At 41.0% G+C, this 18,868-nt stretch carries 14 protein-coding genes; 9 read left to right on the plus strand and 5 right to left on the minus strand.

Going from position 1 to position 18,868, the window contains the following annotated elements; all coding sequences use genetic code 11:
- Positions 1-6 precede the first annotated feature (6 nt).
- The 7 genes from AAEU30_RS08045 (at position 7) to AAEU30_RS08075 (ending at position 6,948) form a co-directional block, all read left to right on the plus strand.
- Complete coding sequence (locus AAEU30_RS08045; protein WP_421960067.1) at positions 7-1,119, plus strand: dipeptide epimerase; 1,113 nt, start codon at positions 7-9, stop codon at positions 1,117-1,119.
- Positions 1,116-1,880, plus strand: coding sequence for a L,D-transpeptidase family protein (locus AAEU30_RS08050; RefSeq protein WP_421960068.1), 765 nt, complete (start codon positions 1,116-1,118; stop codon positions 1,878-1,880). The genes AAEU30_RS08045 and AAEU30_RS08050 overlap by 4 nt, the downstream gene beginning before the upstream one ends.
- Positions 1,881-1,985: 105 nt before the next feature.
- Positions 1,986-3,557: a sodium:solute symporter gene (locus tag AAEU30_RS08055; protein WP_421960069.1), complete on the plus strand. Its 1,572-nt coding sequence runs from the start codon at positions 1,986-1,988 to the stop codon at positions 3,555-3,557.
- Positions 3,550-4,446, plus strand: coding sequence for a glucosamine kinase nucleotide-binding domain-containing protein (locus AAEU30_RS08060; protein WP_421960070.1), 897 nt, complete (start codon positions 3,550-3,552; stop codon positions 4,444-4,446). Before AAEU30_RS08055 ends, AAEU30_RS08060 begins: the two co-directional genes overlap by 8 nt.
- A gap of 4 nt (positions 4,447-4,450) precedes the next feature.
- Positions 4,451-5,386, plus strand: a complete 936-nt coding sequence (murQ, locus tag AAEU30_RS08065) for an N-acetylmuramic acid 6-phosphate etherase (RefSeq protein ID WP_421960071.1) — start codon at positions 4,451-4,453, stop codon at positions 5,384-5,386.
- The gene (locus tag AAEU30_RS08070) at positions 5,387-6,571 is read left to right on the plus strand and encodes an exo-beta-N-acetylmuramidase NamZ family protein (protein WP_421960072.1); all 1,185 of its coding nucleotides are present in this window, start codon (positions 5,387-5,389) and stop codon (positions 6,569-6,571) included. It abuts the gene before it with no gap.
- Positions 6,572-6,771: 200 nt separating this feature from the next.
- Positions 6,772-6,948: a hypothetical protein gene (locus AAEU30_RS08075; RefSeq protein WP_421960073.1), complete on the plus strand. Its 177-nt coding sequence runs from the start codon at positions 6,772-6,774 to the stop codon at positions 6,946-6,948.
- Between the two features lie 326 nt (positions 6,949-7,274).
- Here the strand turns inward: AAEU30_RS08075 and AAEU30_RS08080 are convergent, their stop codons facing one another.
- Together AAEU30_RS08080 and AAEU30_RS08085 are read right to left on the minus strand one after the other, a co-directional pair.
- Complete coding sequence (locus AAEU30_RS08080) at positions 7,275-10,304, minus strand: carboxypeptidase regulatory-like domain-containing protein (protein ID WP_421960074.1); 3,030 nt, start codon at positions 10,302-10,304, stop codon at positions 7,275-7,277.
- Positions 10,305-10,747: 443 nt separating this feature from the next.
- On the minus strand, positions 10,748-11,593 hold the full coding sequence (locus AAEU30_RS08085) for a MurR/RpiR family transcriptional regulator (RefSeq protein WP_421960075.1): 846 nt from the start codon (positions 11,591-11,593) through the stop codon (positions 10,748-10,750).
- Between the two features lie 390 nt (positions 11,594-11,983).
- Between AAEU30_RS08085 and pbp4b the strand changes: the two genes are divergently transcribed.
- Together pbp4b and AAEU30_RS08095 are read left to right on the plus strand one after the other, a co-directional pair.
- Positions 11,984-14,428 (plus strand): penicillin binding protein PBP4B, encoded by a 2,445-nt coding sequence (pbp4b, locus tag AAEU30_RS08090; RefSeq protein WP_421960076.1) that lies wholly within the window; start codon positions 11,984-11,986, stop codon positions 14,426-14,428.
- A gap of 110 nt (positions 14,429-14,538) precedes the next feature.
- Entirely contained in the window at positions 14,539-15,915 is a 1,377-nt protein-coding gene (locus tag AAEU30_RS08095) for a Na+/H+ antiporter NhaC family protein (RefSeq protein WP_421960077.1), read from the plus strand.
- 84 nt (positions 15,916-15,999) lie between these two features.
- Here the strand turns inward: AAEU30_RS08095 and AAEU30_RS08100 are convergent, their stop codons facing one another.
- From AAEU30_RS08100 to AAEU30_RS08110, 3 genes are all read right to left on the minus strand, one after another.
- Entirely contained in the window at positions 16,000-16,737 is a 738-nt protein-coding gene (locus tag AAEU30_RS08100) for a helix-turn-helix domain-containing protein (protein ID WP_421960078.1), read from the minus strand.
- Complete coding sequence (locus AAEU30_RS08105; protein WP_421960079.1) at positions 16,727-17,176, minus strand: carboxymuconolactone decarboxylase family protein; 450 nt, start codon at positions 17,174-17,176, stop codon at positions 16,727-16,729. The genes AAEU30_RS08100 and AAEU30_RS08105 overlap by 11 nt, the downstream gene beginning before the upstream one ends.
- Positions 17,177-17,320: 144 nt before the next feature.
- On the minus strand, positions 17,321-18,457 hold the full coding sequence (locus AAEU30_RS08110; RefSeq protein WP_421960080.1) for a PQQ-dependent sugar dehydrogenase: 1,137 nt from the start codon (positions 18,455-18,457) through the stop codon (positions 17,321-17,323).
- Positions 18,458-18,868: the final 411 nt, after the last annotated feature.

Genomic DNA, 18,868 nt, shown 5'->3' on the forward strand with positions numbered 1-18,868 from the left:
GCCACTATGAAAATAAAAACAATACGTTTTGCCAAACTTAAAGTGCCGCTAGTTACCCCTTTTAAAACAGCGTTACGAGAAGTCAGTTTTATTGAAGACTTAGTGATTATTATTGAGACCCACTGCGGTCAACTAGGTTACGGTAGTGCAGCATCAACACCTGTTATTACGGGTGATACCCACCAAGGTATGATGAGTGTAATTAGTCAATTTATTGCCCCAAAATTGATTGATAAAGAGATAGAAAACATTAATCAGATTTGCCATATTATTCAATCAACAGTGGTAGGCAATTACAGCGCAAAAGCAGCTTTAGAACTGGCTGTTTATGACTTGTGGGGTAAGTTGTATCAAGCACCGTTGTATAAGTTACTTGGTGGTGGCAGTAAAAACCTTAGAACCGACATAACCATTAGTGTTGATGCGATTGATAAAATGCTTGCTGATTGCCAACTTGCAGTGCAACAAGGCTTTGATATTTTAAAAGTAAAAATAGGCAACGACCTACAGCAAGACATTGCTCGCATTAATGCTATCTACCAAGATTATGGCCAACAAGCGCAAATACGCTTAGATGTAAATCAAGGCTGGTCAGCGAAGCAAACGGTGTTTGCGTTACAACAGCTTGAAAATAACAATGTACAATTAGAGCTTGTCGAACAACCCGTTAAAAGTGATGATTTTAAAGGGTTAAAATACATAACAGAGCGTGTTAATACACCCATAATGGCTGATGAAAGTGCGTTCTCGCCGCAGCAGGTTATTCAGTTGCTAGAACAAAACGCAGTCGATATTATCAATATTAAATTGATGAAAACTGGTGGCCTTAGTCGCGCGATAGAAATCGCCAATATTACCGCACAATATCAAGCACAATGCATGATTGGTTGTATGCTTGAAGGAAGTATCGCAGTAGCAGGCGCAGCTCATTTGGCATCAGCAAAAGCGCAGCAAATCACTAAAATTGATTTAGACGGCCCTGCACTTGGCCAGTACGATCCAGCACAAGGCGGGGTTGAGTTTAAAGGGCCTGCAATCACGTTAGGTGATGCGCCAGGTTTAGGAATAACTAAAATAGATGGGTTACAAGATATAACCGATGGAGTCTGGCCAATATGAAAAAATATATAAAAATAGCCACTACGGCACTTATATTAAGCAGCTCTGTGGGGTGTGCGCAGCAACATGTTAGTGCTCAAAACACAGTTATACCAGAGCAAACAAAACAATTGGTAGTCGTAATTGCTGATGATTGGCAAACCACACAAGCGCAATTGTATCGTTTTGAACAAAGTGAGAGTGGGTGGCAACAAGTCGGTGATAATTATTCTGTGGTATTAGGGCGCACAGGTTTAGCATGGGGAATAGGCTTACATCCAGAGCAAGGGGGCCTGCAAAAGCAAGAAGGTGATGGTAAAGCGCCGGCAGGTATTTTTGAACTAGGTACCGCATTTGGTTATTTAGACTCATTACAAACTAACCTGACCTATCAAGGTATGACAGCTAACGACTACTGCATAGATGTAAAAGGCTCGCCATTTTATAATCAATTAGTTGATAAGTCAGTCGTGGGTGATACGGCGGTTAAAGGGTCGTCAGAATGGATGCGCCGTGATATCTATAGTCAAGACAATCTGTATAAAAAAGGTATTGTTGTAAAGCATAATAGTGAAAATATCGATGGTGCTGGTAGTTGTATTTTTATGCATTTATGGCGAGCCCAAAATAAGCCCACCGCTGGCTGTACAGCTATGACTGAGCAAAATATGGATAGTTTATTAGCATGGTTAGATAAAAAAAATGCCCCATTAATGGTGAGCCTACCAAAGCAGCAATATGCACAAAAGCAAGTAGTGTGGAACCTGCCTAGTATTAAATAGCAGATTTTAATGCAGCGTTGAGCAAATGAAATGATAAAATCATTTGCTTTTAATTTATTTGATGGAATAATATATTCCTTAAGTGGTTTTTTGTTGGGATAATAAATGAGTGCACAATACACCTTGTTAGATTGGCTCGTGTTTGCAAGCTACGGTGCAATTTTATTGCTTAGTGGCTGGTGGTTTAATCGTAAGCGTGCCAATTCAAGCCAAGATTTCTTTTTAGGCGGTAATAGTATGCCAACATGGATGGTGGCAATTTCGGTATTAGCAACATCGCAATCAGCCGCTACGTTTATTGGTGGGCCTGATCAAGGCTATCAAGGGGATTTGTCTTATTTAGCAACTAATATTGGTGCTTTCATAGCTGCCTTTATAGTATCTGTATTTTTGATCCCTAAGTTTTACCAGCAAAAAGTTTATACCGTATATGAGCTGCTTGAAAAACGCATTGGCCCAAAAGCTAAGCGTCGTAGTGGATTAATGTATTTATTTGGTCGCGTGTTTGCCAGTGGTGCACGTTTATATATGGCGGCTATAGCGGTAGCTATGATTTTGTATGGCAATATAGAAGCGCAAAGTGTGATCATAGCCACTTTATTGTTGGCTTTAGCTGGTTTGTTATACACCGTGTTTGGTGGCATTCGAAGTGTAATTTATTCAGATGTACTGCAAAGCGTTGTTTATGTAAGTGCCGCTATTGCCGTTATTTGGTGTTTATTATTGTTAATCCCTGCGGATTTTTCGACCATTATGGCCACTTTAAATGAACCTGCTCCAGGTGCTGACTCTAAATTAGCCATTTTTAAGTTTGATCTCGATTTTGGCCCCAGTGGTGTGTTCAATATGGCCTCGGTATTAACTGGGTTTGTATTGTTAAATATTGCAGCGTTTGGCTTAGATCAAGACATGACACAACGCTTGTTAACCTGCAAAAGCGAGAAAGAAGGCAGTAAAGCCTTAGTGCTTTCTATTGTGATGGTTATTCCAGTCATGTTGGTTTTTATCTTTATTGGCCTATTACTTTACGTGGTTTATCAACAACCTTTATTGATGAACAGTGATGGTGGCCAAGTAGTGCAAGAATTTAATGGTGAGAAAATCACTATTTTTATGTACTACGTACTCAATGAAGCCCCTGCCGGGGTAAAAGGACTTGTCAGCGTAGGTATTATAGCGGCGGCAATTTCTACACTAAATTCCGGTTTAAGTTCAATGTCTTCGGTTATCGTACAAGATTTGTATCGCCCATATTTAGAAGCTAAAAACAAGCAGGTCGCTGACAGCCATTTTGTTAAGGCAGGACGCGTGGGAATGGCAGTTGTAAGCCTGTCTTTAGCCGTTATGGCCATCCTTTGTTATTTTTGGCAGCAGTACTCCGATATGCCGCTCCTAAAGTTTGCACTCAGTGTTATGGTCTTTTCATACAGTGGATTATTAGGTGTTTATTTTACTACTTTGTTTACCAAACGTGGTAGTGAAGGCTCTGTTCTGGCTGCTTTAATTATAGGCTTTTTAGTCACTTTATTAATGCAGCCATACATGATTGACTGGTTATTACCGCAGGAGCAACGTTTTTACTTAGGCTTCACTTGGCAGCTTTGTATCGGCACTGCATTAGCCACAATAGTGTGTTGTTTAGGGAAGCCTGTATTAAGGAAGTCGGCGGATGAGTAAAATAAATTATTTACTCGCACTTGATGGCGGTGGGACTAAAATTACTGCACATATTATTCACTTAAACAGTGATACCACCTATGTGGCGCATGGCGGCGAAGCATCATTAAGTAATAACTTTCAAACGGCATTAAACAACATTGAAGCCATGATCTACAACTTACTTGAGCAAAGTAACGCAAAATTAGATGAAGTTATTGCGGTCATGGGCGTGGCCGGAGGTGGCTCAAAAGAGCTGTCGGAACGGTTAACAGCAGCCCTTGAGCTTGGTTGTGACATTAAGTTTGCTCAATTACATATATACAGTGATGCCATAAGCTCTTTGTATGGTGCAAATGAAGGCAAGCCCGTTGCCATGGTAGCCCTAGGTACAGGCGCGGTTGGAGCAAGACTAACCGAAGATGGTAACACTCACCTTATTGGTGGCTGGGGCTTTATGGCTGATGATTTTGGTGGCGGCGCACATTTAGGTTTGAGCGCAGTTCAAGCGCTTCTTAACGATATAGATTGTTTTGGTGCGCCAAACAGTAAGGTAACTAAACAAATAGCTAATCTCATTGGTTGCCAACGGGCTCAGCTTAGTACCTGGTTACATACAGCAAAAGCCATTGACTATGCTCGTTTTACATACCTTATTTTTGAACTGCAAGACGACTGCGAAGTCGCACACACATTACTAAAAAATCATGCTCGACAAGTTGAGTATTTAATTAAAAAAACACGCGCAAACAGCGAATTACCTGTTATGTTAACAGGTGGCTTAGCTGATGTTACGATAGCGCTATTAAATCAGCAAATGCAGCAATTGATTACCCCTAGGTTGGGAGACTCATTGCGTGGTGCCACCTTATTGGCACACCAGCATTTGCAAAATGACTATATAGGATAAACCGATGAGTTCTGAATACGCATTTGAACAACAACGTACACTTTTAGAGGAACTAAATGGTATCGTCTCAGAAGGGCAGAACCCAGATACTCTAGATATAGACTTGCTTGATAGCATGCAAATCTTGACCAAAATAAATCAAGAAGATCAGAAGGTGGCCCAAGCTGTTAAATTGGTTATTCCACAAATTAGTGAAGCGGTTGACTATATTGAAACAGCGTTTAAACAAGGTGGCCGACTGATCTATATAGGTGCAGGCACAAGCGGACGCTTAGGGATTTTAGATGCCGTAGAGTGCGCACCAACATATAGCGTTAATGATCAACAAGTGATGGGGATTATTGCCGGCGGCGAAACGGCGTTTAAAAAAGCCGTTGAAGGAGCTGAAGATAGCCTTACTTTAGGTGTTGAGGATTTAAAAGCGATTAATTTACAAGCCAAAGATGTTGTAGTGGGGATTGCCGCCAGTGGCCGTACTCCTTATGTACGTGCTGCAATTGAATACGCTAAATCTGTGGGTTGTAAAACGGTTGGTGTTACCTGTAATCCTAATTCGTTAGTGATGAAGTTGCCTGATATTGGTATTTGCCCAGTTGTTGGTGCAGAGGCGGTAACGGGGTCAACACGAATGAAGTCTGGCACAGCGCAAAAGCTCGTTTTAAATATGCTTAGTACTGCCAGTATGATCCGCACAGGTAAGGTATATAAAAACCTCATGGTGGATGTAAATGCTAGCAATGAAAAGCTTCATGCCCGTGCTATTCGTATTGTTATGCAAGCAACCGACTGCTCACATCAGCAAGCTGTTGATGCACTCGCACAGGCAAAACAAAGCGCGAAGTTAGCTATCTTAATTGTGCTAACAGGTAAAGATGCAGCGCAAGCAGAGCAAATGCTCACTCAAGCTGATGGCTTTTTACGTAAAGCGGTGGAGTTATAGATGTTTTTAAGAGCGCTTATGTTATTAGCTTGCTTAGTGTTAGTGGCTTGTAACAATTCACCGCACGCTGAAGTCACTCAACCTGTGAGTCAAAAACTACAGGTAGCTGCAGCCCAATTTGAGCAATATTTACCTGAGCTACAAGGTAAGCGAGTTGGCTTAGTTGTTAATCAAACATCGCAAGTCGATGGTGTGCACCTTGTTGATGTGTTACGCGCTGAAGGTGTAAACATCGTTAAAATTTTTGCACCTGAGCATGGTTTTCGTGGCGATCATGATGCAGGTGCTCATGTAAAAAGTGCAGTAGATGCTAAAACAGGCATTGATGTCGTATCGATTTACGGCAGTAATAAAAAGCCCGATGCCGAAGTACTGAGTGAACTTGATGTGATCATTTTTGATATTCAAGATGTGGGTGTGCGCTTTTACACTTATATCAGCTCGATGCATTATATGATGGAAGCTGCGGCGCAAAACAACGTAAAGTTTATGGTACTTGATAGACCAAACCCAAACATTGCTTATGTTGACGGGCCAATTTTAGAGTCTGAGTTTCGCTCTTTTGTTGGGATGCACCCCATTCCAGTGTTACATGGTATGACTGTGGGTGAACTAGCCAAAATGATCAAAGGTGAGAATTGGATAGATAGCGCTAACGAACTTGATTTGAGCGTATTCCCTGTAGCCAATTATACTCGCAATACCTCATACCAAGTGCCCGTAAAGCCAAGCCCTAATTTACCTAATGCGCAATCAATTACCTTGTATCCGTCATTATGTTTTTTTGAAGCAACACCCATCACAATAGGGCGTGGTACTGACTTTCCCTTTCAAGTTGTTGGGTATTCGCCTGTAGCTCTAGGAGAGTTTAGCTTTACACCTCGTGCGATTAAAGGCGCGTCTATGAACCCTAAATTTAAAGATGTGACGGTGCAAGGCGTAGATTTACGTGACAGTACAATAAAGGGGCTCGATTTAAGCTTATTTATTAGTGCTTATAAAAAACTCACCGTTAATGAACAGGTGTTTTTCGAACGTGCAAGTTTTATGGATAAGCTCGCAGGCACCGATAAACTGCGCTTAGCAATTGAAGCAGGGCAAACCGAACACCAAATTAAACAGAGTTGGCAGCAAGGTTTAGAGCGCTTTAAACAACAGCGGAAACCGTATTTGTTGTATCAATAAAAGTATAAAAGCAGTACCTTATTAACTTGATAAACGCAGCCCAAACTGCGTTTTTATTGGGCTTAAAAAAGCGTGTAGCCAAACTTAATGGCATAAAAACAATGAAAAAAAGTGCATGGTATAAAAAGCCAGAAATGATTGTAGCCCTATCAGCTTTACTTATCAGTGTAGTGACAACAATCATAGAGATTTAATCAACCATGATCGCTCGCTCGTACGCAAGGGCATCAGTCTGGCCTAGGGTTGAACTATATCGAAGCTTTTCGATGAAGTCAGAGCAAGAAAGCTTTAGCTATGGCTTAATGAATAATGGTACTGGTCCTGCAATAATAAAAGATGCCAAAGTTACCTATAATAATGAACCTGTTAAAAAGTAGTCTGATTTTTTAGTTAATTCGAGCCTTGTTCAATCTCACATGAGTACCCGTATTTTACCAAGCCAAGCAAATGTGCATGCAGTTACATTAAAAGATAAAGATTAGAGCTTGAAATGGATGAACAAGCCTTAATTTAGCTCTGTTTTTTGTTTTATCTATGAACAATGCTGGGAAGTGACAGAAACAACCAACCGAAAGAAGTTGCTCAATGTGAGATTGCCAATGGTCAGCGCTTTGTGCAATAAGCTCCGTATTTAAGATATAAAAAAGGCCACAAATGTGGCCTTACCCTGGATGGGGGAAATTAGTGCTTGGTTGTCTAACCCTTAAAATTCAAAGTTGAATGAAAGTTGTAACGTACGGGGGTTGTAGTAGTTACGGTATTCACCAAATGTTTCTGAACTCATATATGGGTTATTGTTGTAACCTGTTTGGCGATTAAATACGTTAAACAAGTCAGCTCTAAATTGCATCTCGAAATCACCTGCAATTTTAAAGTCTTGCGTGTAATTTAAATCAAGTTGCCAGTGGCTCGCACTGCGACGGCTACCTGCAGGCTCTCCATAGCGGCTTGTGTCGCTTGAATAACCATAGATTGAACCATCCCATGCTTCCCATGGTTTGCCTGATTGAAATACAAAGTAGGCGCCCAGATTCGCTTCCCAAGGAACCGTGTAGTAACCATAAACTTTTAACAAGTGTGGTTTATCACCTGATAATGTGCCGTAGCGATTATCCCATGGATAGCGACCACGACCATCACCATAGTAAGACGACCCAATAAAGTTATTCGCATCATTAGTCGCGGTGGTATTATCTTGGTCAAAGTTACCGTAGTAATGACTCCATACGTATGATGCATTTACATAGCTGTTTTCACCCATGTACTCAGCTTCAATGCTGGCTTCCCAGTATTTGGTTTCGCCGCCATCAACTTCAGCAATAACATAAGAAGAACCGCCAATCTCATCACGAATCGCATCTAGATTATCGACATATAACCCTTGTGCAGCAATATCAGCTGGTACACCTGATGCTTCAACTTCTGAATAATCAGTTAAGCGTCCAGTATTTGGCATATCTTCCCAAAAGTGGTTTCCTTTACGATGACGTACGTGAGCACGAAGCACTAAATCAGAACCGACGTACTTAGTCGTACCAATTGTAAATTCGGTTACACGTCGTGGTTTCATATCATCAGCAAACACTTTACCTGAAGAACCTTGGCGTGGTTCTGCATAGATAACATTACCAGCACTATCAAACTCTACTTCCACTTCTGCGCGAGTATTACGATCCCATGAGGCTGCGCGTGCGAGCGAGCTTGCTTCAGGGTTATACATTGAGAAGTTAGCAAATACTGAATCTTCCTCAGAGTAGGTCCAAGTTGCTCCTAATCTAGGTTGCAGCATGTCTGTCCAATCAGTTTTGTACATTTCATACTTGTTGCCTGGGGCAAGCTCGTAGCCTGAAAGCGTTCCAGAGGCTTCTTTTAAACCTTGGCCATACCACGTATCTTGGCTTACAAGTAAACCAACATTATAAGTCCAATCACCGACTTCTATCGTGTCATTAATTTCAAAGTTAAGACTACGTGTTTCAGATTTTATTCCTGAAACGGGTGTGCTGCCATCAGTTGCAAGGCTCATTTGTTGAACATATGCACGATAAACAACTGGCGCAGTACTGCCTTCTTCTAAGCTTTCGTCCAAACCACCAACGTACGAAACTCGGCCCCATCCATTTGATAAACGAGTAAGCTCTTCAACGCCTTTTTCCCACTTAGCACCAAAATGTAATGTGTGGTATGTATCACCCCAATCAAATTCGTGTTCAAGGTTCACCTCGAAACTGTCACGAGAAAAATCTTGATTATCATATTGATAGTAAGCGCCTACGCCACCGCCGCCCAGCATTTGACCATCTTCAGTATAACCATATTGGTTAATAAGTGGCGTTGCACCGTTATTAAAGGCATCAATCTGTGCTTGGGTATAACTCCCTTCTGGGTCGTAATCACGAATACTAGGGACTGAGAAGTAACCCATTTGTTCTAGGTTACTGATATCGAGTTGGCTAGATAGCGACGGAGTTACAGATAACACGTTATCTGGCTGTGAGCCTGTATCTAGGTCAAATTTACTATATTGAAATGAGAGCGTAGTTGCTGAACCTAAAATCCAAGAACCATCTAAGGTGAAGATGTCTTGCGATGCTTTATCACCTACAGATACCGAGTCAGTTTCATAAGCACCAACTGAGCGACCATTGATCTCTTTATCTGAAGTACGTTGTGAAATATTTAAAAGGATATCATCAGTAGGGGCCCACGTTAATTTACCAAAGTACTCATCACGTACGCTTTCGTAGTCTTTTACCTCACCGTAGGCGGTATCTTTATTCGAACGTGTTTCTTCTGGGCGGTAGTAAGAGGTATAAAAATACAATTCATCTTCAATCAGCGGGCCGCCTAAACTAGCTGTTAACCAGCTTTTATCAAGTTCATAGCTTTCTGAACCAACAGGTGTCGCTACAAAGCTTTTAGGTTGCACTTTATATTCAACGTTGCCGTGAAATTCATCAGTACCAGACTTTGATACTGTATTGATTGAAAAACCACCCGAGCGATTAAATCCAACGGCTTTTGCACCACCTCTGTCCATAGTAACAAACTCAACATCGTGAGTAGACGGTTCAGACGCTAAGTTACCATACATAGGCAATGATACATTTACACCATCAAAACCATAAGAGTTATCAACACCGGAGCCACCAGCTGAAGGGCCTAGAGTAGAGTTTTGTGAAAGCTCAACACCTGGCACAAGCTTTAGTAAATCACGATAATCTTGACCAACAGGCACACTTTCGATGGCTTTTTTACCTAACGAATTACTAAGTGATGAATTACCTTGGCGGAATAATTTACTGCCTGTTACCGTAATTACTTCAACGCTTTCTTTATTTGCACTTAGTACTACATTTGCACTCGAAGTTTGCTCAAGCAGTACATCAACGGTCATCGTTTGGGTAATACCGTTGCTGTCTTCAAACGTTAGCTCGTAAGTACCTGGTTTTAGTTGCGGTAAGTCATAACTACCATCTTCACGCGTTACAACAGTACGTGCTTTTGGCATGACGTTACTGCGAGCTGTGATCGTTATTCCTGCGAGTGATTGGTTTGCTTGTTCTGTTACTACTTTACCTTTAATGGCACCGTTTAAGTTGGCGAGTGCTGGAGCACTGGTCAGAGCTGCGGCTATTAGCGCAGTGGTTATTGCAGTTTTTGGTACTCGCAGAGCGCGGTGTGTTGCTTGCGCTAAAGAGCTTATATTGAAGGTTGGTGCATGTTTTTTCATCGTTTCCCCGTCCTTATTATAAGTTTGTTTATTGCTCTGAACTATGTTGATTCCCCGAATAGAGTCATAAACTTTTATTATTTGTTGCCATTCTATTAAACATGTGTTGCCAGTACTGGTCAAGAATAATTTCTTCTCAAACTGCTGTTTGATAGAAATAATATATATTAAAAGTGTGGTGGTTATAATTTTTTACAATATGACTAAAAGAAATTTGAAATAAAGTTGATTTAAAACAATTGTTTATGTGTAATTTTCTTTGAGGGAAAGGTTTTTTAAGTAAGTAGAAAACGGGGGGATTTGTAATTTGATAGTATCTTTTTAAAATTAAATAATTTTTTATGGAGGTAGCGTTGAAATATTTTATAGAGAAAAAGGGTATTGTTGGATTCAATTGAAAATAAAAAGGCCGCGAATGCGGCCTGTTCTATAGTGATATGTATTTAGTGGTTTCTAAACTCACCAACTACATCATTTGAGTGCTCTAACAACTTGCGGCCTTGGCGACTAGACTGGGTTAATGCAATAAATAGGATGTCGATTACAAAATCTTGTGCTGTACGAGCAAGAATAGACGATAAGCGCACGGACTCTTCTTCGGCAACAGAGTATAGCTTTACATTTGCTGCATCCGCCACGGGGCTATTGCCAAATTTAGTAACAGAAATGACATGGCTATTATTATGCTTTGCTTGTTTTACCACTTCAGCAATTTCACGGGTTACCCCTGATTCACTAATCGCAATAACTAAGTCACCTTTGCCAAACGTTGATACGTAAGAAAGTTGTGCATGACCATCGGGTTCTGCAATAGCAGGCATACCAAGCTTTTGTAGTTTATAAGAGAAATCTTTAGCAACAAGCGCAGAGCCGCCTAAGCCACAAATTAAAATGCGTTTAGCGGATTTAAGCAAACTAACGGCTTGTTCAAAAGAGGGGGCGTCATTAAGGTTTTTAGTTTCATTTAGTACGGCTAGCTTGCTACTTAATAATTTTTCGGCAATTTGTTCTAATGAATCATTTAATGTGATTTTGCCGTGTAATTTTGGCTCGCTGGTTTCATCATTTAATGCATCGATAACCGCTAATTTAAAGGCAGGGAACCCTTTATAGCCCAGTTTTTGTGAAAATTTTACGACACTTGATTGGCTAACACCAACAACCTTGGCTAGCTCAACAGAAGAAAGATTACGTATTGCATTAGCTGAGTTTAATGTGAAGTCTGCTAGTTTTGCTTCACTGCTTGATAAGGACTGACGCAATGCTTTGATTTTAACAAATGTAGACATAGTGCTCGCTTATTAAAGTATTTAGTGTATTTATAGCATTAAATGAAATTAGCTTGTACTTATTTTGGGTTCGCTTGTTGCTATAATTTATATATTAAATTTATAAGTAAATATAATATTCCAATTAGTTGTAAGTTTTTATTTGGAATAATACTTAAGAATAATAGGAATAATATAGTTTGACAACCTAATTAAGAAAAACTCTAATTAAAGCAATCGTAGAATCATTTTAGATATAAAATATCCTCCTTTCTTTATTTTTTGTAAATAAATTATTTACAACTTATTCATCTGTGGTAGTGTTTAGCATAGGGAAAAGGTGGGATTGGTACTTGATAGTTTAAGCCTCACTATTTATGTTTATTATGATTTTTCAGTAATGAGAGAACTATGACGTTTGTATCTTGGTTTAAAAAGCTTGGCTTATTGACGACGGCAACCTTACTTGTAAGTTGTGCTTCTACGCCTTATGAATTTACTCAGTCAGCTAATTATAGCCACCGGGTTAAATTTTTAGTGATGCATTACACAGCCATTGATTATGAAAAATCGATGCGCGTATTGGTCGAAGAAGGTGGTCTAAGTGCTCATTACTTATTACCTGAATCAAACGATGCGAGCTACCCAGAAGACGAACTTAAAATTATTCAGTTAGTTGATGAGCACGATAGAGCATGGCATGCCGGACGTAGCTTTTGGCAAGGCCGAGACGATTTGAACGACCAGTCCATTGGCATTGAAATAGTCAATGTACCCACCTGCCATTACCCTGAAGTTGCTGCTGATGTACAAATGGAGAATGATGCATCAAAACTGTGTATCTTTCCCGATTACGATGCCAAGCAAATGGAGTTATTGATTGAATTAAGCAAAGGTATTTTAGCGCGCAACCCAGATATTGGGCCTACTCAAGTGGTCGGTCATTCAGATATTGCACCGAGCCGTAAAAACGATCCGGGCCCGCGGTTTCCTTGGTATCAACTTTATAAGGCAGGCATTGGCGCGTGGTACGAAAGTGAAACCGTTGATAAGTACTGGCAGCAATTTAGTTTAGTTAAGCCATCCGTTGAGTTAATGCAAAAAGCATTACGTGGCTATGGTTATGATGTAAAAGCAACAAACCAGCTTGACCCACAGACACTTGATACCTTAAGCGCATTTCAAATGCATTTTTTACCTTGGCATGTAAGTGGTAATGCCGATGCCCGCAGTGCATCTGTGCTGTTTGCTTTGATGGAAAAGTACTTTCCTAAAAAGTTAACTAAGTTAATGGCGCAATATGAAAAAGAACAAGCTATCGAGATTGCCAAACCAATCACCTTAAGTAATGCACAAGTAGTTGCTCGGATCCCAGATAACAACCCAAGTAGCCGATTATTAGTTAATGACAGAGGGACTTTTAAAGCATATAAAGGCCGTGGCGAACTTATTATTGAAAACACCAATGCAACCAGTGCGGATATTTTTATCAATGGTGAAAAAATCAATATTGCTAACCCGTTAACCCCTCAACAACATTATAAATATAGCCTGGCTAAGCGCACTCATAATGGCACTAATACCTTCAAAGTAGATAACGTTATGCCTGAAGGCGCCAGTTTAACTTTACGATTTGCCTATCCAACGCTTGCCAATAAAACGTCACAAAAAGTGAGCTTTAAAGAAGTTGATGCACTGATCAACGAAGAAGTAAGCCAAGGTTTCCCCGGTGCCGTTTTAGCCGTGGTAAAAGATGGCCAGCTGATTAAGTTAAGCCACTATGGGGATGCAAAAAAATATTCTGCAGAAGGAAAGTTATTAGTCAATCCGCAAAAAATGCAAGCTGATACCCTATTTGATATCGCTTCAAACACAAAAATGTTTGCCACTAACTTTGCGTTAATGAAGCTTGCTAGTGAAGGTCAACTTGATGTTGAAAAACCACTATTTTATTACCTACCAGAATTTAGAGGTGCAGGGCGCGAGCAGCGCTTGGTGAAAGATTTATTGACTCATAGCGCAGGTTACCCCGCAGTGGTGGACTTTCACCGTAAAGACAATAAATTTGGCGAGCGATTTTTCTCGCAAAATAGTCTGCGCACGAAAAACTTGTTACTGACTGGCATCCCCTTTGTAGCGGGTCGTAATGTAAAGCACCTCTATTCAGATATCGATTACATGTTACTAGGTGTACTGGTTGAGCGTATTACGGGGCAATCACTCGATAGCTACGTAGAAGGACAAATTTACCAACCCTTAGGCTTAACTCAAACTGTTTATAATCCACTGCAAAAAGGCTTCAGCAAAAATCAAATTGCCGCTACTGAGCTACAAGGTAATACCCGAGGTGGACGTTTAGAGTTTGAAAATGTACGTACAACAGTATTGCAAGGCCAAGTGCACGATGAAAAGGCTTTTTATGCACTAGGTGGTGTTGCTGGCCATGCCGGTTTGTTTAGCACCGGGCATGATATGAGCATAATGATGCAGCTGTTATTAAATGGTGGCGGCTATGGCAATAAACAATTTTTTACTCCGCAAGTAATTGAACAATTTACTAACGCACAAGCGAGCAACGAAACTTATGGCTTAGGCTGGCGTAGAGCAGGTCATGGAGCACAAAAATGGCATTTTGGCCCTTATGCCAGCGCGCAAGCATATGGTCATACAGGGTGGACTGGCACAGTGACGGTTATCGACCCTGTGTATGATTTAGCAATCGTATTATTAACAAATGCTCGTCATACACCCATTGAAGGCAGTGATACTCATTATGAGTTTATCGGTAAAAAGTTTGAAACAGGTAAGTATGGCTCAGTGATTTCGCTTGTTTATGAAGCACTTTTAAATCATTAGTCGAATTATGTTGAGTTTATTACGCAACATATTAAGCTAGTGGGCTTATTTTGGCCTCAGGCTGATAATAATTATAACAGCGGCGTAGTCGCAACTTAAAAGGTTTTTGTATGTCTTGGTATTCCATTTTACCGCCGTTAATCGCGATACTGATCGTATTTTGGCGCAAAGAAGTGATTATGGCACTGCTTGTTGCCGTTGCTTCATCAGAGTTTTTATTAGCCTTACAAGGCGACGGTAACACGCTGTTTAATACTTTTATCAACACCATTGAACGTGTCGTAAGCGTGGCAAGCTCACCGGGTAATAGCCGCATACTCATATTTAGTATTTTAATAGGTGCATTGCTTGCTTATATTCGTGAGTCTGGTGGTGTGGCTGCCACTGTTAATATGTTAATGAACAAAGGCGTGGCTAAAAGCAAACGCCAAGTTGGTTTTTTAACTATGTTTTCAGGGATTGCGGTATTTATTGAATCCAACCTAAGTGTACTTACCGCGGGTATTTTGTCGCGTGGTTTATTCGATAAATTCAAAATGAGCCGTGCCCGTTTAGCGTATGTTATCGACAGCACCAGCGCGCCGGTGTGTATTTTAATATTACTCAATGGCTGGGGCGCATACGTACTGGGTTTATTGGGTAACTATGATATGGACGAATCGGCCGTATCGGTTTTATGGGGCAGTATAGGTTATAACTTCTACGCAATCATTACCCTGCTGATTGTGTTTTACACCATTTCATTTGATAAAGTTCACGGCCCACTTAAAAAAGCCGAAGAACAATTAGAGCATCAACAAACAGAGCTACAAGAAGAAGTAAAAGGCACAAAAGCACGTTACATGCTAGTGCCGCTAATTACCTTAATTGGTAGTATGGTTGGCTTTATGTATTGGTCAGGTAATGGTGATATTGCCAGCGGTAGTGGTTCTAAATCAGTGCTGTATGCCACTATTTTAGCCTGTGTAGTTGCTTACTTTTTAATGGTGTCATCGCGTGAATTTACGCACCATAAACTCGTTGATATTGGCTTTAAAGGCATGGGCGAGCTTCTTCCGTTAGTCGCTATCGTTTTGCTATCACTTACTTTAGGTGCCAGCTTAAAAGACTTAGGCACAGGCGTATTTGTAGCAGGGCTAGTGGGTGATTACTTACCTATCTACCTAGTGGTGCCAGTACTGTTTGTAACCGGTGCGGTGATCTCGTTCACCACGGGTACGTCTTGGGGCACATTTGCGATACTTATTCCTATTGGTGTGCCACTGATTCAAGCGCTAGGTTTACCGCCTTCATTAGTGATTGCGGCAATCTTAGGTGGTGGCGTATTTGGTGATCATTGTTCGCCAATATCAGACACTAGCGCGGTGTCGGCCATCGCTTCAGGTTGTGACTTACTGACCCACGTTAAAACCCAAATGCCGTATGCATTATTCGCTGGTGGCTTAACGTTTGTGGCCTACCTCATTACAAGCATAATTGTGTTGTAGGTGGGATAGAGCGTAGCGAAACCCAACACGGTAATGGATTAAAAGCCTGCAAATTTGCAGGCTTTTTTGTTTTTAGAACAGCATTTATTGATGGATTAACTTTTTATATTTGGCGGGAGTTATTTGTAAAATAGCGTTGAACTCATTGTTTAGGTGAGATTGATCTGAGAACCCGCACTCAAGGGCGAGTCGTGCCAAGCTTAGCTGTGGGTATTCTTTTATAAGTTGTTTAGCCTGCCTGACTTTGTAAATGCGTGCTAGGTGTTTGGCGGTAATGCCGCAGGTATTTTTAACGTAACGCTCTAATTGCCGCTTACCTTTAGGGGTATGCTCATAAGCGGTATTGAGCGGAGTGAGGTTAATTATTTTATGGATCAGTTTTTGTGTGTGCTCAATCGTCTGGAGGTGTATTTTTGGTGCATTGAAGTGTGCTGATAACAAATCTATAAATGAATCTAAATTCGCACCTTGGTCAAGCGCTTGTGCAATACCTGCTAAAGTGGTTGGTGCAACAAGGGAGTGATTAACCTTCTGTAGGTGAGCATGCCCTGCGGGCTTAAACCTGATCCCACAAAAAATGGAGCCTGCAGTAAATGTCACTTTTTCTGATTGCGTAGAGATAGTTTGCATAGAATAGGGCTGATTTAATGGTTTGCCAGCTAAGTTAAGCTGCCCAGAAATAAGAAATATAACGCCTTTCGCACCATCGCAGGGGAGCCAACTCTCCCCTGAAAATTGGGCGCGAGCAAACCAAATTGCTTGTACATAATCAGCTATTTCGCCTGTTGGGCTGTAAAGCTCAAGTAATAGTTTATCGTTCATTAAAGTCGACTGTAGGTTTAAACATTTTGACTATACGATTCCAACTATTTATAGCATTAATAGCTACGGTGAGCGTAACTAAACTTGGTTGATCAAATAATTTTTCCAGAGTCAGGTAAAAATCATCATCAATGTGCTGTGACAAGGTTAACTTCTCGCAAAGCGCTAATGCAGCACGCTCTTTATCGTTATAAAGAGGCGCGTCTTGCCATGCACTAAGGGCGATAATGCGGTTAATGCTCTCACCATACTCCAGCGCTTGTTTACTATGCATTGCCAAGCAATACGCACATTGGTTTAACTGTGATGCTCTTAATTTCAGCAGTTCCCAAATTGTCACTCCAAAAGTGTTTTCGACTTTTTGTTTAATCAATGCTTCTTGCTCAATCAAGTAGGTTATTAACTCGGGTTCAACTTTATAGTAATTAGCTCTTTGCATAATCGTTCCTAATAGATAAATAACAGCTATCTAGTTTAGTGGCGAGTAAATAAAAATAATTGCAAAAAAGCGACTTTCGTAACCTGTGAACAACAAAAAAGCCCTGAAAATATCAGGGCGTGAATGTTTAGTGGTAATCGGAGGTTAGGCTTTTGGCACGATGCGGTAAATTCCCATACCATCAATGCCCAGATATAAATCACCATTTGGGTGAGTTGAAATACTGCGTACGCGGCCAGCCCCTCCAAACAGCTTACTGTGACCCGTTACTTTATTACCATCAAGCTCAACTAATACTAAGTGAGCAAACTTCATTGCACCAACTAGTACGTGACCTTGCCACTGCGGGTACTTATTACTGGTAACAAATTCCATACCAGAGGGCGCAATAGACGGCACCCAAACCCAATCTGGTTGCTCCATTCCTTCGCGGCTTGTTTCATCAGTAATTTTAGTGCCAATGTAATTAATGCCGTGGGTTACTTCTGGCCAGCCGTAATTGGCACCAGCCTTAATAATATTGATTTCATCACCGCCACGAGGGCCATGTTCATGACTCCAAATTGCGTCCGTTTGTGGGTGTTTTGCCATGCCTTGAGGGTTACGGTGGCCATACGAATAGATACTCTTGTGCGCATTTGGCTGACTTACAAATGGGTTTGACTCAGGAATTGAGCCATCGCTGTTAATGCGGTGAATTTTACCTGCATCGTACTCAAGGCTTTGAGGGTGAACATCACGCTTACCACGATCACCGATAGAAAAATATAAATAACCGTCGTTATCAAACTCAATGCGCGAACCATAATGTTTGGTTGCCGTGGTATTTGGTGCACCATCAAATAGTAGTTGAGTATTAACGAGCGCCATGTCTTTTAGTTGTGCGCGCATGATTGACGTATTATAGCCTTCGCCATCACCTTCATAACCCGAGTATGAAAAGTAAATCCAACCGTTATCGTTAAAATTAGGATCAAGCTCAATATCTAATAAGCCGCCTTGTCCTTGAGCATGTACTTTAGGCACGCCAGTGATTTTTTGATCTAGCAATTTGCCATTACGAATAAGCCTAAGTTCGCCAGCGCGGTCAGTCACTAATAAATCTTGTTCGTTAAGCCAAGCCATTCCCCAAGGGATTTGAATCCCATTGGCGATTAATTCAAGTTCATATTTATCAGCGCTTGCAGCGACCGGGATTGTTTGTTCGGATTGTGCGCAGGCTTGTAAGCTGGTTAAACCAATGAGGCTGATGATTAAGCTAGTACAAAAAGACTTTTTCATAATGACTCCAATTTTTAAACATGATGCTATTAGCCTAGCGTGTTATGAGTGAGATTGTTATTAACTTTCACGAAAGTACGACTATTTACGTAAATATCAGATAAATGACGGAGTTGCCGCGCGGATGTTGTAGGCTGGGTAGAGTGCAACGAAACCCAACGGGTTTGAATTGTAGGTCGTCCTTTAGGGCGAAAAAGTGAATTTACCACAGAGGGCATAGAGGCGCTTCGCTGCACAGAGGATGAAAAACGATGGCTTCGTGCGGCGGGCGACGAGCTACGGAACAATCCTAGATGTATGGACTCCCTCTCCCTGAGGAGGTACGGTCTTAATCCGACAAAAGATTAACCAAAGGAGTCCATACATGAAAGATACTAATATATTGGCTATTGATTTAGCAAAGAATGTTTT

Origin of the sequence: Pseudoalteromonas mucoides (assembly GCF_049257175.1) — a bacterium.
Lineage (GTDB): Bacteria > Pseudomonadota > Gammaproteobacteria > Enterobacterales > Alteromonadaceae > Pseudoalteromonas.

Coding starts and splice junctions, on each gene's coding strand:
- AAEU30_RS08095 (WP_421960077.1), top strand. CDS start 14,539: ATGTCTTGGTATTCCATTTTACCGCCGTTAATCGCGATACTGATCGTA.
- pbp4b (WP_421960076.1), top strand. CDS start 11,984: ATGACGTTTGTATCTTGGTTTAAAAAGCTTGGCTTATTGACGACGGCA.
- AAEU30_RS08055 (WP_421960069.1), top strand. CDS start 1,986: ATGAGTGCACAATACACCTTGTTAGATTGGCTCGTGTTTGCAAGCTAC.
- AAEU30_RS08050 (WP_421960068.1), top strand. CDS start 1,116: ATGAAAAAATATATAAAAATAGCCACTACGGCACTTATATTAAGCAGC.
- AAEU30_RS08075 (WP_421960073.1), top strand. CDS start 6,772: ATGATCGCTCGCTCGTACGCAAGGGCATCAGTCTGGCCTAGGGTTGAA.
- AAEU30_RS08080 (WP_421960074.1), bottom strand. CDS start 10,304: ATGAAAAAACATGCACCAACCTTCAATATAAGCTCTTTAGCGCAAGCA.
- AAEU30_RS08100 (WP_421960078.1), bottom strand. CDS start 16,737: ATGAACGATAAACTATTACTTGAGCTTTACAGCCCAACAGGCGAAATA.
- AAEU30_RS08045 (WP_421960067.1), top strand. CDS start 7: ATGAAAATAAAAACAATACGTTTTGCCAAACTTAAAGTGCCGCTAGTT.
- AAEU30_RS08105 (WP_421960079.1), bottom strand. CDS start 17,176: ATGCAAAGAGCTAATTACTATAAAGTTGAACCCGAGTTAATAACCTAC.
- AAEU30_RS08085 (WP_421960075.1), bottom strand. CDS start 11,593: ATGTCTACATTTGTTAAAATCAAAGCATTGCGTCAGTCCTTATCAAGC.
- AAEU30_RS08110 (WP_421960080.1), bottom strand. CDS start 18,457: ATGAAAAAGTCTTTTTGTACTAGCTTAATCATCAGCCTCATTGGTTTA.
- AAEU30_RS08070 (WP_421960072.1), top strand. CDS start 5,387: ATGTTTTTAAGAGCGCTTATGTTATTAGCTTGCTTAGTGTTAGTGGCT.
- AAEU30_RS08060 (WP_421960070.1), top strand. CDS start 3,550: ATGAGTAAAATAAATTATTTACTCGCACTTGATGGCGGTGGGACTAAA.
- murQ (WP_421960071.1), top strand. CDS start 4,451: ATGAGTTCTGAATACGCATTTGAACAACAACGTACACTTTTAGAGGAA.